Genomic DNA, 18280 nt, shown 5'->3' on the forward strand with positions numbered 1-18280 from the left:
TCCTACAGAACACCCTTAGAACTAGGAATATTACCAGCCCGACGGGGGTCAATTTCCACCGCCATTCGGGTTGCTCTGGCAAAAGCTTTAAATGTCGCCTCAATAAGATGATGGGAGTTAATGCCATCCAGTTGACGAATGTGTAATGTCATTTGGCTATGGTTGACCAATGCTACAAAGAATTCGCGTACTAGCTGAGTGTCATAGGTTCCCACTCGCTGAGTGGGAATTTCCAAACCATAACTCAGATGAGGTCTGCCAGAAAAGTCCAGCGCCACTTGCACTAAAGCCTCATCCAACGGTGCGAGAAAATTACCAAAACGAACAATACCCTTCCTGTTACCCAGGGCTTGACTGAAAGCTTGTCCTAAAGTGATACCCACATCTTCATTGGTGTGGTGGTCATCAATTTCCCAGTCTCCCCGGGCTTGGACATTTAAGTCAATCAGCCCGTGAGAGGAAATTTGATGCAACATATGATCCAAAAAAGGAATCCCAGTTGCTACCGTGCACAGGCCTGTACCATCCAAGTTAATACTAACTGTGATATCAGTTTCGCCAGTGGTGCGATGAATCGAGGCTATGCGAGGAGTGTGAGTCGAATTAATTGGGCGTGGGAGTGAGTCCTTACCGGAGGTATCGCTGCTTTGCATAGGTGGAGAATCGGGAATGGGGAATGGGCAAATCACAGACCCTATGGAGGGCGCATGACTTATGAGTGATGTTTGGTGACTGTATTTTGTCGGTTAACCGCCAACCGCCAACCGTCAACCGTTAACCGTCATAATCACTAATTATTACATTCCCATAATTTCATATCCTGCATCTACATACAAAACTTGTCCTGTAATCCCACTGGCTAACTCGCTAGACAAGAAGGCTGCAGTATTCCCGACTTCTTGCTGGGTAACAGTGCGTCGCAGGGGAGCCACTTCTTCTACATGGTGAATCATATCTAAAATTCCGCCTACTGCTGAAGATGCCAATGTGCGTATCGGCCCAGCAGAAATCGCATTCACCCGAATGTTTGCCGGTCCGAGTTCAGCCGCCAAATAACGTACACTAGCTTCTAATCCGGCTTTAGCTACTCCCATGACGTTGTAGTTGGGAATTGCCCTGACACCGCCCAAATATGTGAGGGTGATGATACTACCACCTTCGGTCATCAGAGGTTTAGCAGCACCGCTTAACTGCACTAGTGAGTAGGTGCTGATTTCTAAAGCTGTTTTGAATCCAGAACGTGAGGTTTGGCTAAAATCACCAGTCAAATCCTCTCTGTTAGCGAAGGCTAGACAGTGGATGAGAATGTCCAATTTTCCCCACTGATCCTGGACTGCTTCAAAGGTAGATTTGACCTGCTCGTCATATTGGACATTACAGGGAACAAATAAGCTGGGGTTGAGAGGTTCTACTAATTCCGCCACTTTTTTCTCCATCTTCCCCCGCTCATCTGGCAAGTAGGTAATACCTAAGTTAGCTCCGGCTTTATGCAGTTGTTGAGCAATCCCCCAGGCGATAGAACGGTTATTGGCAATCCCTGTAACTAAGGCGTTTTTTCCAGTCAGATTCAGCATAGAAATTGTGAATGAGATCAATCATTAGGAGCATACTAGAATCTGCGCCGAGTTTATCTTGCTTGGGCACATGATTTGCAAAAATGATCATTTAGGGGACTGTTTTCTCAAAAGTTTGTCTAGATAATCCTGAATATATTCTCAAGATATCGTGAATTTTTTGGCGAAAAACCTGATGACCTTAACTGTGTAAGTAGTTATAACAACTACTAGCTGAAAACATCAAAAATTATGTATCATTATGAACAAATAACCATGAAGTTATGGGTTTGAGTATAGGAATGTACAGAAAGGTTGACGGTGCTTTATTGATTTTTCAGGTGTATTCTTAGGTAATCAGTTTTTGTTTTTCCGGCATTGGGTAGGGGAAGGGAGATGATCGTGACACAAGATAAAGCCCTAGCAAATGTATTTCGTCAGATGGCGACCGGAGCATTTCCTCCAGTTGTAGAAACATTTGAACGCAATAAAACAATATTTTTTCCCGGCGATCCTGCTGAACGAGTTTATTTTCTTTTGAAGGGTGCTGTGAAACTTTCCAGGGTATATGAGGCAGGAGAGGAAATAACGGTAGCACTGCTGCGGGAAAATAGTGTTTTTGGTGTGTTGTCATTACTGACGGGAAATAAGTCTGATAGATTTTACCATGCAGTCGCATTTACGCCTGTAGAGTTACTGTCAGCCCCCATTGAACAGGTGGAGCAGGCCTTTAAGGAAAACCCAGAATTATCAATGTTAATGCTGCGAGGCCTGTCTTCGCGGATTTTACAAACAGAGATGATGATTGAAACCTTGGCTCACCGGGATATGGGTTCGAGATTAGTGAGTTTTCTGTTAATTCTATGTCGTGATTTTGGTGTTCCTTGTGCCGATGGGATTACAATTGATTTGAAGTTGTCTCATCAGGCGATAGCTGAGGCGATTGGTTCTACTAGGGTAACCGTGACTAGGTTATTAGGGGACTTGCGTGAAAAACAAATGATTTCTATCCACAAAAAGAAGATTACGGTGCATAAACCTGTTACCTTAAGCAGGCAGTTCACTTAAAATCAATTGGGGAGGTGGAGTGGCAAAGGCTGTTTTCGGGAAAATTACACCCATAGCTGCGGATAAATCGAAACATTGTCAGTAGTTTCAGCTATTGCCTATCCGTCTTCCCCTACCAAGAAACGCGTACAGTGCCCCTAGTTTCTAACTATGACGGTGTAGTGCGATAGCGACTTTAGTCACAGTCCTAAAAATCAATTTGACAAATATTAGTTTTAATGTATACTGTGCTGTAGTAGCTATACGCGGGCTTGCAGCCGTGGGGCAAACGGTCAAGTCCTGGCTGTTAGCGGAGCGCCGCGTTAGCGCGGGTAAATTCATTGGAGTCCCCGTGAAGCAAGAATCCCCCGGCTTCTAGACGTGGGGAGTGTCAAAAGATAGTCAAAAGATCATGCTTAAAAGTAGTAGGCTGTATCTGGAAGCATTATGCCTCCAGTACACTGCGTGAACGGTAGTTGAAGATGACCACCGGGTACATCCTGATAGCGGCAATTTTAATTTTGGGGGGCGTAATTGCCACCGTGGGCGATCGCATTGGTACACGAGTTGGCAAAGCACGCCTCTCACTATTTAATATGCGTCCGAAAAAAACCGCTGTAGTAGTAACTATATTTACCGGGGGATTAATTTCGGCTTCAACATTAGGGATTCTATTTGCTGCTGATGAAGGATTACGGCAAGGGGTATTTGAGCTGGAAGATATTCAAAAAGACCTGAGAAATAAGCGAGAACAACTAAAAATTGCCGAATCGGAAAAAAGCCGGGTAGAGGTCGAGTTAAGCACCGCTAGAACTGAACAAACTAAGGCCGAGCAAGAATTACAGGTAATTAATAAATCCTTACAGGTAGCAAACGCTAAACAAAAAGCAACACAAACTCAGCTTCAAGGTACGGAAAGTCGCCTCAGTCAAGTAGTCAGTCAGTATCAACAAGCCTTAACAGAACTGCAAAGGGTCTATGAGCAAAGAGAAACACTGCAGGGGGCCATTGTACAACTAAGGGAAGAACGACAACGACTTTACGCTGAAGCTAAAACAGCAATAGAAGGGCGTGATCGCAAAATTACCGAACTTGATGGACTGATCAAAAAACGCAATCAAGAAATTGCCGCACGAGAGCAAGTGATCGCCACAAGGGAAGCACTCCTCAAAGAATTGGAAAAACAACAGAATTTTTTAGAACAAGAAGTCGCCAGGCTAGAAAAATATTATCAGTCATACCGTGACCTACGTCTGGGTAAACTCGGACTAGTTCGCAATCAAGTGCTGGCGGCGAAGGTGGTTCGCGTTAACCAACCTAGATCAGCCCGTGAAGTGGTAATACAACTTTTGGAAGCAGCTAACCAGAATGCAAATTATCAATTAACCGAACCTGGGGAAAATCCCACAAACAGACAGCTTCTGGAGGTTACCCAACAAAGAGTAGAACAACTAAGCCAGCAGATTAGCGATGGTCGGGAATATGTTGTGCGGATTTTCTCAGCCGGGAATTACGTTCGGGGAGAAAATCAAATAGAATTTTTTGCGGATGCAGCCCGAAATCAACTAGTATTTGCCGAAGGTGAGCTATTAGCTACTACTACGGCTGACCCGAAAAATATGACACCCTATCAGCTATCTCAAAGAGTAGATTTGCTGATTTCTGCTTCGGAGTTTCGGGCGCGTAATGCCGGAATTGTCGAGGGTTTGTTAAGAGAAGCTACTCATTTACGCTTTTTCTTACAATTGAGACTGTATGATCAACCTTTGGAAATCAGGGCGATCGCTATGGAAGACACTTATACAGCAGGTCCTTTAAGAATCAGGCTCTTAGCAGTACTAAACGGAAAAGTAATTTTTAACAGCTAAAAAAATAATTAAATCAATCCATTGATGGAACTTCAGCGTATTGATTATGAGTTTTAGTGAATTTTCACCCACACAACCAGTCATCTTAGGCTTCGACCCCGGTAAAGATAAGTGTGGTCTAGCAGTCATGGGACTAGATAGGCAATTGTACTATCACCAAGTGGTAACTGCGCAAAAGGCCATCCCTACTATTGAAACACTACGTCAACAGTTTCCTATTTCCTTAATGGTAATGGGCGACCAAACCACCGCCAAACAATGGAAGCTGCAACTGGGCCAAACATTAGTAGAACAGCTGAACATTATTTTAGTCGATGAGCGGTACAGCACCCTGGAGGCACGCGATCGCTATTGGCAGATGTACCCCCCCAAAGGGCTGACAAGACTCGTTCCCCAGGGTATGAGACAACCACCAAGACCCATAGATGACATTGTTGCTCTCCTCTTGATTGAACGTTACTTAAATCGCCTAACTAGTGACATACTCCTACACTGACTCTTCAAGTACAGTGTAGGCTTCCAAGACAATCCGGCGATCTGCTTGCAGCAGCGCTGGCGCTATCGCTTAGGAGACTCTTGGCTTTAAGAACGGAATGCCCTACCGCTCTATTTCTAATATTTATTGCATCCACAGTTAGGACAGTTATGCCATCTTTCATGGGTTTTTTTAGGAACTTTCACGCCATAACTAGAGCAATCCTGATTTCTACCAGAACCATTCACCGCAATTACCAACAAACCAGCATTTTCAGCTTTGTTTGTCAGTTGGGTAGGTGAGAGGCTTCTTGCTGTTCCAGCTAAAGTTCAGCCCTAATAGTAAAAGCATAATCTCCCCCCGCCTCTAACTGATAATCCTGTTGTTCTAAAAAACGACCAAGAGGTTCTTTAATCAAAGCGCGACCTTGGGAAGGCTTAACATAGAGTTCTCCTCGGCGAAAATGCCATTGGAAATGCCACTCGAAGTTACCCGCACTTACTTCACCCTCAAGAAAGCCGAGTTGCCATGATTGACGGATAATTCTGACATGGGCAGTAGTTTCTGGAAGACGTTTGGCATTCACAATGCTTTGTGTTACTGGTGGACTTAAAGCCCAATCAATAGGCTACTTCTTTTATTTAGCAAACTTATCTAAAATATACAAACTCACATGGACAAGACCCTAGCTGATCTTCGTAAAGATTATACCTTGCAAGATTTAAGCGAAACCGCAATTGACCCCAATCCTGTTATTCAATTTAAAAAATGGTTTGAACAAGTACTAGCAGCCCAAATTCCTGAACCCAATGCTATGACCCTGGCCACAGCCACACCAGACGGTAAGCCTTCAGCCAGAATGGTACTACTCAAAGACTTTGATGAACAAGGCTTTGTTTTGTTCACTAACTACAACAGTCACAAAGGACAAGAACTAGCAGCAAATCCCCAAGCAGCTTTAGTATTTTGGTGGGCAGAATTGGAACGCCAAGTCAGAATTGTGGGGACTGTAGAGAAAATTTCCCCACAACAGTCTGATAGCTATTTTGAGATGCGCCCCCCCAATAGTCGTTTGGGTGCGTGGGCTTCTAATCAAAGTCAGGTAATTGTTAGTAGGGAAGTTTTAGAGCAACAACTCGAAGAATTTCAGCGCCAATATGCAAATCAGGAAGTTCCTAGACCACCGCATTGGGGAGGTTACCGCGTCATTCCCAGAGAAATTGAGTTTTGGCAAGGCCGCCCCAGTCGCCTCCATGACCGATTGCTCTATACTCGCTGGGATAATGGCTCTTGGAAAATTGAGCGCTTGTCCCCTTGAGGAGGGGAGATTGGGAATTGGATTTTCCCAATTATTTTGTTTTATTTTATTTATCTGAAATCGCTGGTACTTTAGCTTAAACAGCAATAAGCCCCGCGACTCACTCTTAGGAGCGTGGGATGAATTGCGAATGAGGTGACGAGGGTTTCCCGACCTATGTGACAGTGCGGAAGCAGTCAGTTTAGGAGTATTTAGGTAAAAGAATCAAGAGAGGTTTATTTAGGTCTAAGTCTGGGAAAATATATTCAGCAGACTTGAATGGTTCCCTAAATACATTAAGAAAGGTAGCTGGGGACTCTATCTTTGATGGAAACTCAGTAGAGAGGTTTGTAGTTAGCCCAGTAAGGTTTAGACCTTACCAAGCTAAAAATATTTGACTATATTTTTAGTAACTGTCACTACTAGATTTAAACTGAATTCTGGGATCTGGCATGAAAGTATATCTCAAATAAATTCCTCCCCAGATCAACAGGATAATTAACAGACCACCAATACCCAGGGGGTTAGGTAACCAGAAAACTACTTCTACGTGGTTGAGTTGACCCGGTTTCATCTGCCATACTAATTCTCTCCCTTTTTTTTGGGGTGGGATAGCAGTTTCGTTGTCTTCAATCATTTTGGCTCCCCAAGGGGTGTTTAAGGTAAATTTGAGATCAAGAATTGATTCGGTATCAGATATGACTTTGCCCCTGCTGGGAATGAAGGTGAGCGATCGCAAGTCTAAATCATAAATTAATCGATTTCTTACTAACAAGATCAAATTGTTTTGATCTATCAATAAATTTGATTCAATTTTCGGTGGTGCTGACTCAGATGATTTCTGCACACCCTCAGCTTTTTCATTGCCACGAGAGTTAAAAAAATCATTAAATTTCTCTTGCAACTCCTGAGCATTACTGAAAGGAATTTTCACGATAATTTCGGAGGCAGAAATTAGTTGGCTCTTACCCTCTAGTTGATTGGCCCGACGTTCTATGCTACTTAACCACTCTGATACGGAATCCGCACTAAAGCTAGTGAGTCGTTCTCCCAATTTAATATGCTGTACTATTTCGCCACTGTTGGAGTGATTAAAATTCACTCCGGCATCGTACTCTACACAACCAGTCAGCAGTAGTGATGTTAACACAACCAGCCACAAGATAGGATTTTTAATGACAAAAATCCGATGAATGAAATTCCTAGCTATCAGCTTGACCACCAAAGCCATTTTTACTAAGACAAAACTCAATGCTCTGGTCAATTTCACTAAAATCTTTTTCAAAATAGGATAGTTCATATAACGGTTGACTGTTGACTGTTGACTGTTGACTGTTGACGGAAGGGCGATCGCTCCTCAGAGGATGTTTGATAAGTCATGATTAGTGTATCAACTATTGTTTCACCCCACCCTAACCCTCCCCTTGTAAGGCTATCCATTACCCACATCTTTCTTAACAATTAGACAAAAGACTTAACATCAGAGTGAAAGCCTTGATGGCTATAGTTTTGAAAGAGAAGACTGGGTAATGGCATCATGGAAAAGTGGGCAGCGAAAGAATTGGCACAGGTAAACTTAGGGGATGCACGTCGAAACAAGCGGTTAATCAGGATAGTAGAAGATTTGGCAGCACAACCAGATAGTAGTGTACCACTTGCTTGTGGAAATATAGCAGCAACAAAGGCAACATATAATTTTTGGAAATCACCACATTTTCAAGCAAGTGATATTCGTGCTGCCCACACATCCAGCACCATAGAAAGAATCAAAAAACATGAGATAGTATTGGCAATACAAGATACAACAAACATAGATTTAACATCGCACCCAGCCACAAAAGGAGTAGGTTATCTTGACCACAGAAAATCATCAGGATTAAAAGTACATTCAACACTTGCAGCCACAAGTAATGGAGTACCATTAGGAATTATTGAGCAGCAAGTATGGGCAAGAGAACAAGAGAATTTAGGTATTGCTAAAAAACGTCGTCAACGAGAGACAAAAGAAAAAGAAAGTCAACGTTGGTTGGATGGGTTACAGACTACACAAAATTTGATTCCCTCAGAAATTAAAGTAGTAACAATAGGTGATTCAGAAGCGGATATATTTGACCTTTTTAGCCAGCAACGTCGAGAAAAATCACACTTACTAATTCGTGGGACTCATAATCGAAAAGTAGATCATTGTGGCAAATATCTACATCTTGCCATTCGTCAAATCGAAGCATCTGGAACAGTGACTGTAGAAGTAAAACGCTCTCCAGAACATAGTTCCAGACAGGCGAGACTGACAATTAGGTTCACGAGTTTTGATATTCAAGTACCATTACACCATATTGGACGTTTACAGCTAAAACCTGTCAGGTTACAAGTAATTTTGGCAGAAGAGGAAAATCCACCTCCAGGAACAAATCCCATTAGTTGGTTATTAATTACTAGCTTAGAAATTAACAGCCTAGAAGATGCTGCATGTTGTGTTCAATGGTACACTTACCGTTGGTTGATAGAACGTTATCATTACACATTAAAAAGTGGCTGTGGCATCGAGAAATTACAACTGGAAACTGCTGACCGAATTCACATGGCACTAGCCACTTATACTATTGTCGCTTGGCGATTGTTATGGCTTACTTATCAAGCACGAGTTCATCCTGATTTACCTTGTGATGTTGTTTTGGAAAACAGTGAATGGCAGTCCTTATGTGCCACTATCAACAAAAATCCTATTCCTCCAGACCAGCCGCCTTCTTTGCATGATGCTGTGCGAATGATTGCCACTCTTGGTGGTTTTTTGGGTCGCAAAGGTGATGGTGAACCGGGTGTGAAAACCATTTGGCGTGGGCTACGACGCTTACACGATATTGCTGCTACTTGGCAATTACTTCACTCCGATTCCCCATCTCATCTTGACATTTAGCGATCGCCTATGGCGGAGGGTAGCCCCTCGCCCCTGTATTCAAAAACTCAATCACCTGTTGGGTCTTCTCAATATCCATACTTATTCTTTTTTGTCAATCCTCCCCACTATGCACATCTCTACAACCTTTATTGTGTTTGCCTTCCAGCAATATTAAGAAAGATGTGGGTAATGGATAGCCTTGTAAGGGGAGGGGACTGGATTTTATTGTTTCGGAGTGTCCCCCATTCCCTGCTCCCTGCTCCCTGCTCCCTGCTCCCTGTTCCCTAATATAAAAATTACCTGTTTAATACTTTCCAAACATCCTCTCAGACCAGATGCTAAAATGTCCTATTGAGCAATCTAGGGTAAATTATCGGGGTTAATGCCCTGGGATTGTAAATAGGCTCTGAGTTTTTCCTTGGCTTGCCTTTCTGCTTCAGCGCGTTGGCGTTCTTGTTCAATCTTCTCCACCGCCCAGGGTAATACATTCCCCTCCTGATCCCACCATCTCAACCAATAGCCGCTGCGTCCCCCCTTTTCTCCCCTCCAAGTTCCCAAAAACAGCCCCACACTCTCTACCCAGTGACGCCCATTTTCATCTGGCTGTTTTAATTCGTACTGGCCATTTTCTAACTGATAATATTCTATTAATCCTCCCTCTGGTTCAAAAATCACGTATACTGGTACTTGTAATATCTGCTGATAAAAAAACCATTTTCCCGGTGGGTAGGTAGGTTTGATTGAATATTCTCCCCCTTCTTTATCTGAGAGAAATTCCATGACTATGGCGGGGATATCTCCCTCTAAATGGGGTGTGTAGCTTTTTCTATCTGGTAATATCTCTTTAACTGCGGGTACATATAACCAATCGGGGGCTTTAGCAATAAACTGACCCTCTACGGTGGCACATAAGCCAAAATTGGTAGCAATTAACATTTGTGGCTGAATCCAACCGGTGATTTCTAAACTTTCCCTTAATGCTCCTGCTAATAGTGGCTGCCCTGTATTATCCACCGGTTCATCCTCTTTTAGGTCAAAATCAGGCGGTAACGGTTCCCAGGTGATCACCATTCCTGGAGTGCGAGTCGTTGTCACCATAAACACTACCTAATATTTATCATCATTATAGTTTTATTGGTTGACAGTTGACAGTTGACGGAAGGGCGATCGCCTATGGTAATGCGATCGCCATGAAGCTCGATAATCAGGAGCCGGGGGTTAGGGAGCCGGGGGTTAGAAACCCCCGTCTTAAAGCTGAAGTCGGATTAATTCGACTGAGTGTTAAATATAACATTATAAATTCCATTAATAACCATTGCTTAGAGTACCCTATGTAACGTAATAGTCCACTTATAGTGGACTTTCGCTATCAGATGGGTAATTTATTACCCGGCTGCTTAGTGTAGCAAATCTAGTGCGATCGCTGTCTTGTTGATGGTTGACTGTTGACTGTTGACTGTTGACTGTTGACGGAAGGGCGATCGCTTCTGCATAAATTTTCCCACAGGTAACGTTAATTGATTGTGGGGTGCAGGTTGACACAAACTTAATCGCTTCTGCATAAATTTTCCCACAGCCAACGTTGTAATCATGTAACGAGCAAAAAGGTAAGAGAATGGAAAAGCTAATTTTAGGTGGTTTAACAGTTGCCAGTACCGCTCTGATGGCAGCATTCCAACAGCCCGCTTGGGCTTTACCCATCCCTATGTTGTTTACCTACTCACTGGGTCGTCGTCAATCCCTAGAGAAAATCCACCAAGCACAACTTCAGTTATTCCCTACCATTGTACAACAGTGGGAACAATCTCAAACCAGAGTTGACAACCTAGAACAAGGCTTAATGGAGTTACAACAAAGCCTAGCAGCCTTGCAAAAACGCAGTAATGATTCGGACACAGCCATAAGAAACGCTACTCCCAAAGGACGGGGACGGGTGGCTATATTTATTGATGGTGCTAATTTGTATTACGCAAGTCAGGAGTTAAAAATTCACATTGATTATAAAAAGTTGTTAGAGCTACTAACTGGAGATGGTAGTTTGTGGAAAGCCTTTTATTATACAGGTATAGATTCGACTAGGAGTCAAGAAAAGAATTTTATCAGTTGGTTAGGTCACAATGGCTTTCAGGTAATAACTAAGGAATTAGTTAAACGGGCTGATGGTACTAGAAAAGCCAACCTAGATGTAGAAATGGCTATGGATATTGATAAATTGGCATCTCACTATGATACGGCTGTGTTTGTGGGCGGTGATGGAGATTTGGCTTATGCCTTAGAACAGGTCAGCCGAAGAGGAATCAGGGTAGAAGTGTTGGGTTTACGTACCATGACTAGCGAGGCTTTAATTAAAGTAGCTGATGTGTATACAGATTTAGGGCAAGTCAAAGAGCAGTTACGTAAATAATAGATCAGGTGGGGTGCGCTATATTGCATCCCACTGGTGAGGTTAGGATGTCAAGATTTTGATGAGAGAGGATAGTGATGGATAAGCAAACACAAGAAGATAACTTCTGGGTAGAACTGTTAAATACAAGGCTTCAACATGGTGAGGCGGCATTTCATCAACTAATGCAGCAAAATCTGTGTTTAATTACCCCAGCATTATGTCCAAGTATCACCCAGTGGGTAAGAGTAGTTGTGCGAGAGCATCCAAAAAGGGTTGAAGATATTGCCAGCATAGTTGAAGACACTTGCATAAGTATTAAAGGCTTCCCTCATGGCAAGTATGCAGAAGTGCTAGAAATTGCTATTCATGGCTATAAGGTGGTGCTGTCACTGCGCCGAAATAATCCTGAAGGTCGAGGTAGAACTCTCACTAACCTAGGCAATGCGTACGGTAACCAAGCCCAGTTAGGCATCGACCCGGCAAATAATCTGCAACTTGCCATAGCTGCCTATGGTGAGTCCGGTGAGATTATGCGTCGCTTAGGTTTAGAAACAGACCTTTCCGGAAATCTGACTAACCTAGGCAATGCGTACCTTATTCAAGCCCAGTTAGGCATCGACCCAGGAAATAATCTGCAACTTGCCATTGCTGCCTATGGTGAGTCTGGTGAGATTATGGGTCGCTTAGGCTTAGAAAGCCTCCTTTCCCAGACTCTCAATAACCAAGGTGTTGCCTACCGTAACCAAGCCGAGTTAGGCATCGACCCAGGAAATAATCTGCAACTTGCCATTGCTGCTCTTCAGAAGTCGGAACAGATTAGCCGTCGCTTAGGATTAGAAAGCCTCCTTTCCCAGACTCTCACTAACCTAGGCATTGCGTACCTTAACCAAGCCCAGTTAGGCATCGACCCGGGAAATAATCTGCAACTTGCCATTGCTGCCTATGGTGAGTCCGGTAAGATTAGGCGTCGCTTAGGTTTAGAAAGAGACCTTTCCCTGACTCTCATGAACCAAGGCAATGGATACCTTAACCAAGCCCAGTTAGGCATCGACCCGGGAAATAATCTGCAACTTGCCATTGCTGCCTATGGTGAGTCCGGTAAGATTAGGCGTCGCTTAGGTTTAGAAAGAGACCTTTCCCTGACTCTCAATAACCTAGGCATTGCGTACCTTACCCAAGCCCAGTTAGGCATCGACCCGGCAAATAATCTGCAACTTGCCATTGGTGCCTATGGTGAGTCCGGTAAGATTAGGCGTCGCTTAGGTTTAGAAAGAGACCTTTCCCTGACTCTCATGAACCAAGGCAATGGATACCTTAACCAAGCCCAGTTAGGCATCGACCCGGGAAATAATCTGCAACTTGCCATTGCTGCCTATCGAGAAGCCCTCACCTACCTGAACCCCACCATTTTACCTGTAGATGCCCTGCGCACAGCCCGCCATCTAGGTAATTTAGGCTTCAACCAAGGGGATTGGCACATAGCTCTAGAAGGCTATCAAATCGCCATGACAGCCATTGACTATAGCCGCACCCTACGCACCAACCATGCTGAACGTGACAAAATTGTGGCTGATGCTATTGGTATCTATGAAAACGCCATTCAAGCCGCCATCAACCTTAATGACATCGCCACCGCCCTAGAAATTGTGGAACGGGTGCGAGCCAAGCGCCTCGTAGACCTCATGGCTACCGCCGACCTTTATCAAGGGGGTGATATTCCCCCCCAAATCCAGCAATGGTTACAACAACTGGATGACTTAGACAATCACATCGCTAACCTCCAGTCAGAAGACAAACAGGATACCGATGGGTTGAAAACCCTGCAACTGCGCGCCGCCATGAACGTCACTACAAAAATTGCTGAACTACAAACACAAAAAAAATACATCCTAGACGAAATCAACAACGTAGATGAAGTAGTGACTAAACTGCGGCAACTCCAACCACCACAACTACAGGATTTTCACCCCCTGCTGACGGCTAAAACCACTCTTCTGAGTTTCTATACCACAGCAAAAGACACCCACATCCTCATCCTGCACGCCGGGGAAACCCAGCCCCACTGCTTCACCTGCCAAGGGCAAGGTTACGAAAAGTTACAAGGGTGGTTAAAAGAAACCTGGGCTACACCCTATATCACCGATAGGAAAGACTGGACGGCAAAAATGCCCCACACCCTGGCAGAAGTTGCCCAAAGGCTAGAAATTGAACGCCTGATTACAGAACACCTACAGGGTACAGAGGAACTGCTGATAGTTCCCCATCTCTACCTACATCAAATCCCCTTTGCTGCCTTGCCCATTACTGAAGGCTATCTGGGGGATAAATTCCTGATTCGTTATGCTCCCAGTTTGCAAGTTTTGGGATTTTGTTACAATCCTCAACGCTTATCTGCTAAAAAGCCGAATAGTTACAACTATGGCACTGCGGAAAACGCTACTGGTGATTTACCTTTCAGTGGATTTGAGGGCATAAAAGTAGCAGAAATGTTTGGAGTAGCAGAGGAACAAAGACTGATCCGCCAACAAGCTACCCGCACCGCCTACCGTCAATTATTACAACAAGCCAGCCACATAGTCAGTAGTCACCATGCCCAAAGTCAGGTTGACAATCCCCTAGAATCAGGTTTAAAACTCAGCGACGGTAAAATCACTGTGAGTCAACTGTTTTCTCCGGGGTGGCGTTTTCCCCAACTGCAGGAAGTATTTCTCTCCTGTTGCGAAACAGGGTTATTTCAACCGGAGAGTATTACTGATGAACCAGTAGCAGTAAGTACTGGTTTTCTCTGTGCTGGCGCATCGGGTGTAATTGCCAGTCAATGGTCGGTTAATGACTGTTCGGCGGCACTGTTATCTATTCTGTATCATCAACAGCGACAGCAAGGCTTAAACCGTCCCCGCGCCCTGCAAGCAGCTCAAAGGCAAATGCGCCAGATGACTCCGGCTGAGTTTAAAAAATACTATCGCAAGCAGTTAGAGAGTCATATCAAAGAGGAAAGAGAGCGTATGGGTCATGAAATCACCAGCAAGGAACAAGAAGGCTTGAATACTCAGCAAGAAAGACAACTTTTAACAAAATATGGTGATGCAGCAGAAAGTATCAAAAGTTATTCGCAAGGCGAAGGTTTACCCTTTGAGCATCCATTCCATTGGGGGGCTATGGGTTGTTATGGTTTGGGTTGACGGTTGACTGTTGACGGAAGGGCGATCGCCCCCAGACCAGATGCTAAAATGTCCTATTGAGCAATCTAGGGTAAATTATCGGGGTCAATGCCCTGGGATTGTAAATAGGCTCTGAGTTTTTCCTTGGCTTGTCTTTCGGCTTCGGCGCGTTGGCGTTCTGTTTCAGCGCGTTGGCGTTCTTGTTGAGCTTTTTGGGCTTCCAACTCAGCGCGTTGGCTTTGCGCTTCAGCGCGTTGGCGTTCCTGCTCAATCTTCTCCACCGCCCAGGGTAATACATTCCCCTCCTGATCCCACCATCTCAACCAATAGCCGCTGCGTCCTCCCTTTTCTCCCCTCCAAGTTCCCAAAAACAGCCTCATACTCTCTACCCAGTGACGCCCATTTTCATCTGGCTGTTTTAATTCATACTGGCCATTTTCTAACTGATAATATTCTATTAATCCTCCCTCTGGTTCAAAAATCACGTATACTGGTACTTGTAATATCTGCTGATAAAAAAACCATTTTCCCGGTGGGTAGGTAGGCTTGATTGAATATTCTCCCCCTTCTTTATCTGAGAGAAATTCCATGACTATGGCGGGGATATCTCCCTCTAAATGGGGTGTGTAACTTTTTCTATCTGGTAATATCTCTTTAACTGCGGGTACATATAACCAATCGGGCGCTTTAGCAATAAACTGACCCTCTACGGTGGCACATAAGCCAAAATTGGTAGCAATTAACATTTGTGGCTGAATCCAACCGGTGATTTCTAAACTTTCCCTTAATGCTCCTGCTAATAGTGGCTGCCCTGTATTATCCACCGGTTCATCCTCTTTTAGGTCAAAATCAGGCGGTAACGGTTCCCAGGTGATCACCATTCCTGGAGTGCGAGTTGTTGTCACCATAAACACTACCTAATATTTATCATCATTATAGTTTTATTGGTTGACTGTTGACTGTTGACTGTTGATGGGTGATGGTTGACGGTTGACCTAGGGGCGATCGCCTATGTATGGTGGTGCGATCGCTGTTTGGTGTAAAAAAGTTATTCCGCCTCAAACTCGTGATTTCTCAATAAGAGGTCTTTGGCATCCATCATCTCGTATTCCCGAATCATACAAATACTGCAACATTACAGCTGGGATAGTTAAATTTTACGGCCATGATCCTGATTATGTCAGAGAGATTATAAGTAAAGAGTTCCGAGGAAGCAAAGACCGAAATGGCAATTATCCAAGCCTGATCCAAAAATTTCCCAATGACTTTGGGAAGGAAACTGCACCTTTTTACATATATCTAGTTGAATCATACACTGAAGTTAGAGATAATCTGCGCACCTGGTCAGAGAAACTGAGCTAGAAACAGGTAAAAATTTGTATTACCAAATCGCACCCTACACACTCCTGGAATAAAATAACTAAGTATATTTATATTTACTTCACGAGTTCCCAGTGTCAGATATCCATGAGGAGTTAAAGGAGATTTTTAGACAAGCATTACAGGCAAAATCTCCTCAAGAACAAAAATACTTGCAACAACAAGGTATGAAAAAAATGCTGACAGCTTGGGCCTCACCAAAGAACCCTTTTTGGAAAGGGTATCCGCCTCAATATAATGATGATTTATTATACATTGAAGCTGCGAGTATAGCTTGGGATTACATTGAGCGGAAAATCTATGGCCATGTGCGGGGAAGAGAAGCCTATGATCCTGATGGGGGTGGTAGTCCCATCACTCTTTGGAATATACGTTGTAAGGGAGAGTATAAAAACAACCTAGAGAATCGGAGACTTATTGATACCTCAGTCACCACCGCCGATCCTGATACTGCCTACGGGATTGAGGATATACAGCAGCCGGTCTCATATATTCCCCGGTTAGAACTCATCCGCCAAGAAATTGAAAATGACCCCACGGGAGAGTTACGGGGTGCTTTTGTTCGCAAAACTCCACCACCACCAATTACGGCTCAGGAGGCTTTGTTAGTGATTTATGATCGGACTGCTTGTGGAGAAAAATGGACTTATGCAATTGTGGCTAAATATTTTAACATTGCAGAAGGTACTTTTCGTACTGCCTGGCGTCGTACACTAGAACCATTATGCAAGAAAATGGCCGATCGCATCAAGGAAATGGAAGAATTTTAAAGCCATAGGCATCGACAAAAATTAACAAATTGTATCAACTTCAAACTAGGTGAAAAAATGATGAACACTGAATTATTTGGTCAACTCATACCCATTCCAGAAAATATTCGTCAAGGAGCAGCAAAGCTCAAGACAATTAATCCAGCCACTGAAAGCCGAGCTTTGGCGGTTTGGTTAGTCCAGAGGTATCTCAAACGCTTTGATTATGATTCAGATTACCAATCTAGTAGTGCCTGGAATACCGTCTTACAAGTTCTGACAGAGTTAGCAGATTTAGAGATTTTTGCAGAAGAAAGGTCTTTAGGAATGGTTGAATGTATCCCTATAGCTACTGATGCTGACACATTAGAAATTCCTGAACAAGCAGTTACGGGAGAATACATAGCTTACATAGCTGTAGAAATTAATCCTGAACATACATGGGGTAACGTAGTCGGTTTTACCCCCGCGCTGGAAACAAAATACCCAGAACTTAGCATTAGTCGTGATGATTTACTACCAGCACATCAGCTCGTAGATTTATTACAAAAGGCAGAAAACCTAACTGATGAATCCCTATCGGCTGAGTTACGAGAATATCTGGGAGAATTGTTTTTTAATGAGCAACACCAGGCCATTGTTGCCCAACTAGAAAGAGCGTTGCTATTAGAAACCTTAGAACCCCTACAAATTGAAACCGCCGCCCAGGAAATAGAAGCCCTGATGGCGCAGTCTGTACCTGCTGAGAAGCAAGAATTGGTTTTAATCCGCGAAGATAGCGAAAATAGCGACAGGGGAAAACTGCGAGATGTCCTCAAGCGGCTGTTCCAGTCTTTGGGAAAAGACCTGTAAAAGCAAGGAACCTCAGTGACACACAGAACTCCCCGCCTGTAGGTATGAGGAGTGTCAAACCTGAGAGCAAAAATTCTAAACACTCAACCAGGCCAAGTATGAGAGTGTGAACACAATAACAATTAGTACCACCCAAATAAAACGATTATCTTTTGTATTTACCTGGCTCAGGTCAATTATTTCTGGTTCAACAGCTACTTGACGGGTAGATTTAACAGGATTACCACTAGCACGAATTTTCTGATCATTATCCGATAATTTACCTAAATCGGGTATTTCCGTCATCCACTCACTGGGGCGCTGGAGTTTTGGAGCTTTTAAAATATAAAGTAACCGCTTTGCCTGTTTGCTAGTTTCTGGGAAGGGGTGACGTTGGAGTTGTTGACAAAGGTCGATGGCTTCTTGATTACGCCCAGCTGCTTCATAAGCTGTGACCAGCCAAATTTCTACTTCACCCCCCAGGCGAGAATTGCGAGATAATAGGGCGCTGGCTTGTTGCAAATTTTCTACAGCTTCTCGATATTGCCCATTTTCAATGTTAAGTTTTCCTGTCTGGTAAAGACTTCTGGCAATTTCTAAATTTTCGGTACTCACTTTTTTATACACCAATTAG

Annotated in this window: 19 protein-coding genes and 1 pseudogene; 10 read left to right on the forward strand and 10 right to left on the reverse strand. The window is 43.7% G+C overall.

Annotation, left to right across the window (positions count from 1 at the left end):
• Window positions 1–2: 2 nt before the first annotated feature.
• Both hisB and fabI read right to left on the reverse strand, forming a co-directional pair.
• Window positions 3–653, reverse strand: a complete 651-nt coding sequence (hisB, locus tag IM676_RS19195) for an imidazoleglycerol-phosphate dehydratase HisB (RefSeq protein WP_200988344.1) — start codon at window positions 651–653, stop codon at window positions 3–5.
• A gap of 144 nt (window positions 654–797) precedes the next feature.
• Window positions 798–1574, reverse strand: a complete 777-nt coding sequence (gene fabI, locus IM676_RS19200; RefSeq protein WP_200988345.1) for an enoyl-ACP reductase FabI — start codon at window positions 1572–1574, stop codon at window positions 798–800.
• A gap of 375 nt (window positions 1575–1949) precedes the next feature.
• Between fabI and ntcA the strand changes: the two genes are divergently transcribed.
• From ntcA to IM676_RS19215, 3 genes are all read left to right on the forward strand, one after another.
• Window positions 1950–2621, forward strand: a complete 672-nt coding sequence (gene ntcA / locus IM676_RS19205) for a global nitrogen regulator NtcA (protein ID WP_200988347.1) — start codon at window positions 1950–1952, stop codon at window positions 2619–2621.
• Window positions 2622–3082: 461 nt separating this feature from the next.
• Entirely contained in the window at window positions 3083–4468 is a 1386-nt protein-coding gene (locus IM676_RS19210) for a DUF3084 domain-containing protein (RefSeq protein WP_200988348.1), read from the forward strand.
• Between the two features lie 46 nt (window positions 4469–4514).
• On the forward strand, window positions 4515–4964 hold the full coding sequence (locus IM676_RS19215) for a RuvC family protein (RefSeq protein ID WP_200988349.1): 450 nt from the start codon (window positions 4515–4517) through the stop codon (window positions 4962–4964).
• Here the strand turns inward: IM676_RS19215 and IM676_RS19220 are convergent.
• Both IM676_RS19220 and IM676_RS19225 read right to left on the reverse strand, forming a co-directional pair.
• Window positions 4956–5233, reverse strand: a pseudogene (locus IM676_RS19220) (zinc ribbon domain-containing protein); the annotation flags it as partial. The gene IM676_RS19215 and the pseudogene IM676_RS19220 sit on opposite strands and share 9 nt — an antisense overlap.
• Window positions 5234–5265: 32 nt before the next feature.
• The gene (locus IM676_RS19225; RefSeq protein WP_200988350.1) at window positions 5266–5529 is read right to left on the reverse strand and encodes a DUF3146 family protein; all 264 of its coding nucleotides are present in this window, start codon (window positions 5527–5529) and stop codon (window positions 5266–5268) included.
• Window positions 5530–5616: 87 nt separating this feature from the next.
• Between IM676_RS19225 and pdxH the strand changes: the two genes are divergently transcribed.
• Window positions 5617–6261: a pyridoxamine 5'-phosphate oxidase gene (gene pdxH / locus IM676_RS19230; protein ID WP_200988351.1), complete on the forward strand. Its 645-nt coding sequence runs from the start codon at window positions 5617–5619 to the stop codon at window positions 6259–6261.
• A gap of 385 nt (window positions 6262–6646) precedes the next feature.
• Here pdxH and IM676_RS19235 read toward each other — a convergent pair whose 3' ends face one another.
• Window positions 6647–7540 (reverse strand): DUF3153 domain-containing protein, encoded by an 894-nt coding sequence (locus IM676_RS19235; protein WP_200988352.1) that lies wholly within the window; start codon window positions 7538–7540, stop codon window positions 6647–6649.
• 237 nt (window positions 7541–7777) lie between these two features.
• Here IM676_RS19235 and IM676_RS19240 point away from each other — a divergent pair, with 237 nt between their 5' ends.
• Window positions 7778–9157 carry an IS4 family transposase gene (locus IM676_RS19240; RefSeq protein WP_200988353.1) on the forward strand — a complete coding sequence of 460 codons (1380 nt, stop codon included), beginning with the start codon at window positions 7778–7780 and terminating at the stop codon, window positions 9155–9157.
• A 342-nt stretch (window positions 9158–9499) separates the two neighbouring features.
• Here the strand turns inward: IM676_RS19240 and IM676_RS19245 are convergent, their stop codons facing one another.
• Window positions 9500–10237: a Uma2 family endonuclease gene (locus IM676_RS19245; protein WP_200988354.1), complete on the reverse strand. Its 738-nt coding sequence runs from the start codon at window positions 10235–10237 to the stop codon at window positions 9500–9502.
• 47 nt (window positions 10238–10284) lie between these two features.
• Here IM676_RS19245 and IM676_RS19250 point away from each other — a divergent pair, with 47 nt between their 5' ends.
• Entirely contained in the window at window positions 10285–10476 is a 192-nt protein-coding gene (locus IM676_RS19250; RefSeq protein WP_200988355.1) for a hypothetical protein, read from the forward strand.
• A 60-nt stretch (window positions 10477–10536) separates the two neighbouring features.
• On the opposite strand, the gene IM676_RS19255 is transcribed toward IM676_RS19250, so the two are convergent.
• Complete coding sequence (locus tag IM676_RS19255) at window positions 10537–10701, reverse strand: hypothetical protein (protein ID WP_200988356.1); 165 nt, start codon at window positions 10699–10701, stop codon at window positions 10537–10539.
• A 53-nt stretch (window positions 10702–10754) separates the two neighbouring features.
• Here IM676_RS19255 and IM676_RS19260 point away from each other — a divergent pair, with 53 nt between their 5' ends.
• Complete coding sequence (locus tag IM676_RS19260) at window positions 10755–11543, forward strand: LabA-like NYN domain-containing protein (protein ID WP_200988357.1); 789 nt, start codon at window positions 10755–10757, stop codon at window positions 11541–11543.
• Window positions 11544–11620: 77 nt separating this feature from the next.
• Window positions 11621–14707, forward strand: coding sequence for a CHAT domain-containing protein (locus IM676_RS19265; protein ID WP_200988358.1), 3087 nt, complete (start codon window positions 11621–11623; stop codon window positions 14705–14707).
• Window positions 14708–14772: 65 nt separating this feature from the next.
• On the opposite strand, the gene IM676_RS19270 is transcribed toward IM676_RS19265, so the two are convergent.
• Both IM676_RS19270 and IM676_RS20090 read right to left on the reverse strand, forming a co-directional pair.
• The gene (locus IM676_RS19270) at window positions 14773–15594 is read right to left on the reverse strand and encodes a Uma2 family endonuclease (RefSeq protein ID WP_200988359.1); all 822 of its coding nucleotides are present in this window, start codon (window positions 15592–15594) and stop codon (window positions 14773–14775) included.
• Window positions 15595–15619: 25 nt separating this feature from the next.
• Window positions 15620–15748, reverse strand: a complete 129-nt coding sequence (locus tag IM676_RS20090) for a hypothetical protein (RefSeq protein WP_263973152.1) — start codon at window positions 15746–15748, stop codon at window positions 15620–15622.
• 392 nt (window positions 15749–16140) lie between these two features.
• On the opposite strand from IM676_RS20090, the gene IM676_RS19275 reads away from it, so the two are divergent.
• Window positions 16141–16836 carry a hypothetical protein gene (locus tag IM676_RS19275; protein ID WP_200988360.1) on the forward strand — a complete coding sequence of 232 codons (696 nt, stop codon included), beginning with the start codon at window positions 16141–16143 and terminating at the stop codon, window positions 16834–16836.
• A gap of 57 nt (window positions 16837–16893) precedes the next feature.
• Window positions 16894–17667, forward strand: a complete 774-nt coding sequence (locus tag IM676_RS19280; RefSeq protein WP_200988361.1) for a DUF1822 family protein — start codon at window positions 16894–16896, stop codon at window positions 17665–17667.
• Window positions 17668–17742: 75 nt separating this feature from the next.
• Here the strand turns inward: IM676_RS19280 and IM676_RS19285 are convergent, their stop codons facing one another.
• Window positions 17743–18261: a tetratricopeptide repeat protein gene (locus IM676_RS19285; RefSeq protein WP_200988362.1), complete on the reverse strand. Its 519-nt coding sequence runs from the start codon at window positions 18259–18261 to the stop codon at window positions 17743–17745.
• Between the last annotated feature and the right edge of the window lie 19 nt (window positions 18262–18280).

This window comes from Anabaenopsis elenkinii CCIBt3563, from assembly GCF_015245355.1.
GTDB lineage: Bacteria > Cyanobacteriota > Cyanobacteriia > Cyanobacteriales > Nostocaceae > Anabaenopsis > Anabaenopsis elenkinii.

Excerpts from the sequence above, each read along its gene's own strand:
- pdxH (WP_200988351.1), top strand. The coding sequence starts at position 5,617 with ATGGACAAGACCCTAGCTGATCTTCGTAAAGATTATACCTTGCAAGAT.
- IM676_RS19210 (WP_200988348.1), top strand. The coding sequence starts at position 3,083 with ATGACCACCGGGTACATCCTGATAGCGGCAATTTTAATTTTGGGGGGC.
- IM676_RS19270 (WP_200988359.1), bottom strand. The coding sequence starts at position 15,594 with ATGGTGACAACAACTCGCACTCCAGGAATGGTGATCACCTGGGAACCG.
- IM676_RS19255 (WP_200988356.1), bottom strand. The coding sequence starts at position 10,701 with ATGCAGAAGCGATTAAGTTTGTGTCAACCTGCACCCCACAATCAATTA.
- IM676_RS19280 (WP_200988361.1), top strand. The coding sequence starts at position 16,894 with ATGATGAACACTGAATTATTTGGTCAACTCATACCCATTCCAGAAAAT.
- IM676_RS19245 (WP_200988354.1), bottom strand. The coding sequence starts at position 10,237 with ATGGTGACAACGACTCGCACTCCAGGAATGGTGATCACCTGGGAACCG.
- IM676_RS19215 (WP_200988349.1), top strand. The coding sequence starts at position 4,515 with ATGAGTTTTAGTGAATTTTCACCCACACAACCAGTCATCTTAGGCTTC.
- IM676_RS19240 (WP_200988353.1), top strand. The coding sequence starts at position 7,778 with ATGGAAAAGTGGGCAGCGAAAGAATTGGCACAGGTAAACTTAGGGGAT.
- fabI (WP_200988345.1), bottom strand. The coding sequence starts at position 1,574 with ATGCTGAATCTGACTGGAAAAAACGCCTTAGTTACAGGGATTGCCAAT.
- IM676_RS19260 (WP_200988357.1), top strand. The coding sequence starts at position 10,755 with ATGGAAAAGCTAATTTTAGGTGGTTTAACAGTTGCCAGTACCGCTCTG.
- hisB (WP_200988344.1), bottom strand. The coding sequence starts at position 653 with ATGCAAAGCAGCGATACCTCCGGTAAGGACTCACTCCCACGCCCAATT.
- IM676_RS19265 (WP_200988358.1), top strand. The coding sequence starts at position 11,621 with ATGGATAAGCAAACACAAGAAGATAACTTCTGGGTAGAACTGTTAAAT.
- ntcA (WP_200988347.1), top strand. The coding sequence starts at position 1,950 with ATGATCGTGACACAAGATAAAGCCCTAGCAAATGTATTTCGTCAGATG.
- IM676_RS19235 (WP_200988352.1), bottom strand. The coding sequence starts at position 7,540 with ATGAACTATCCTATTTTGAAAAAGATTTTAGTGAAATTGACCAGAGCA.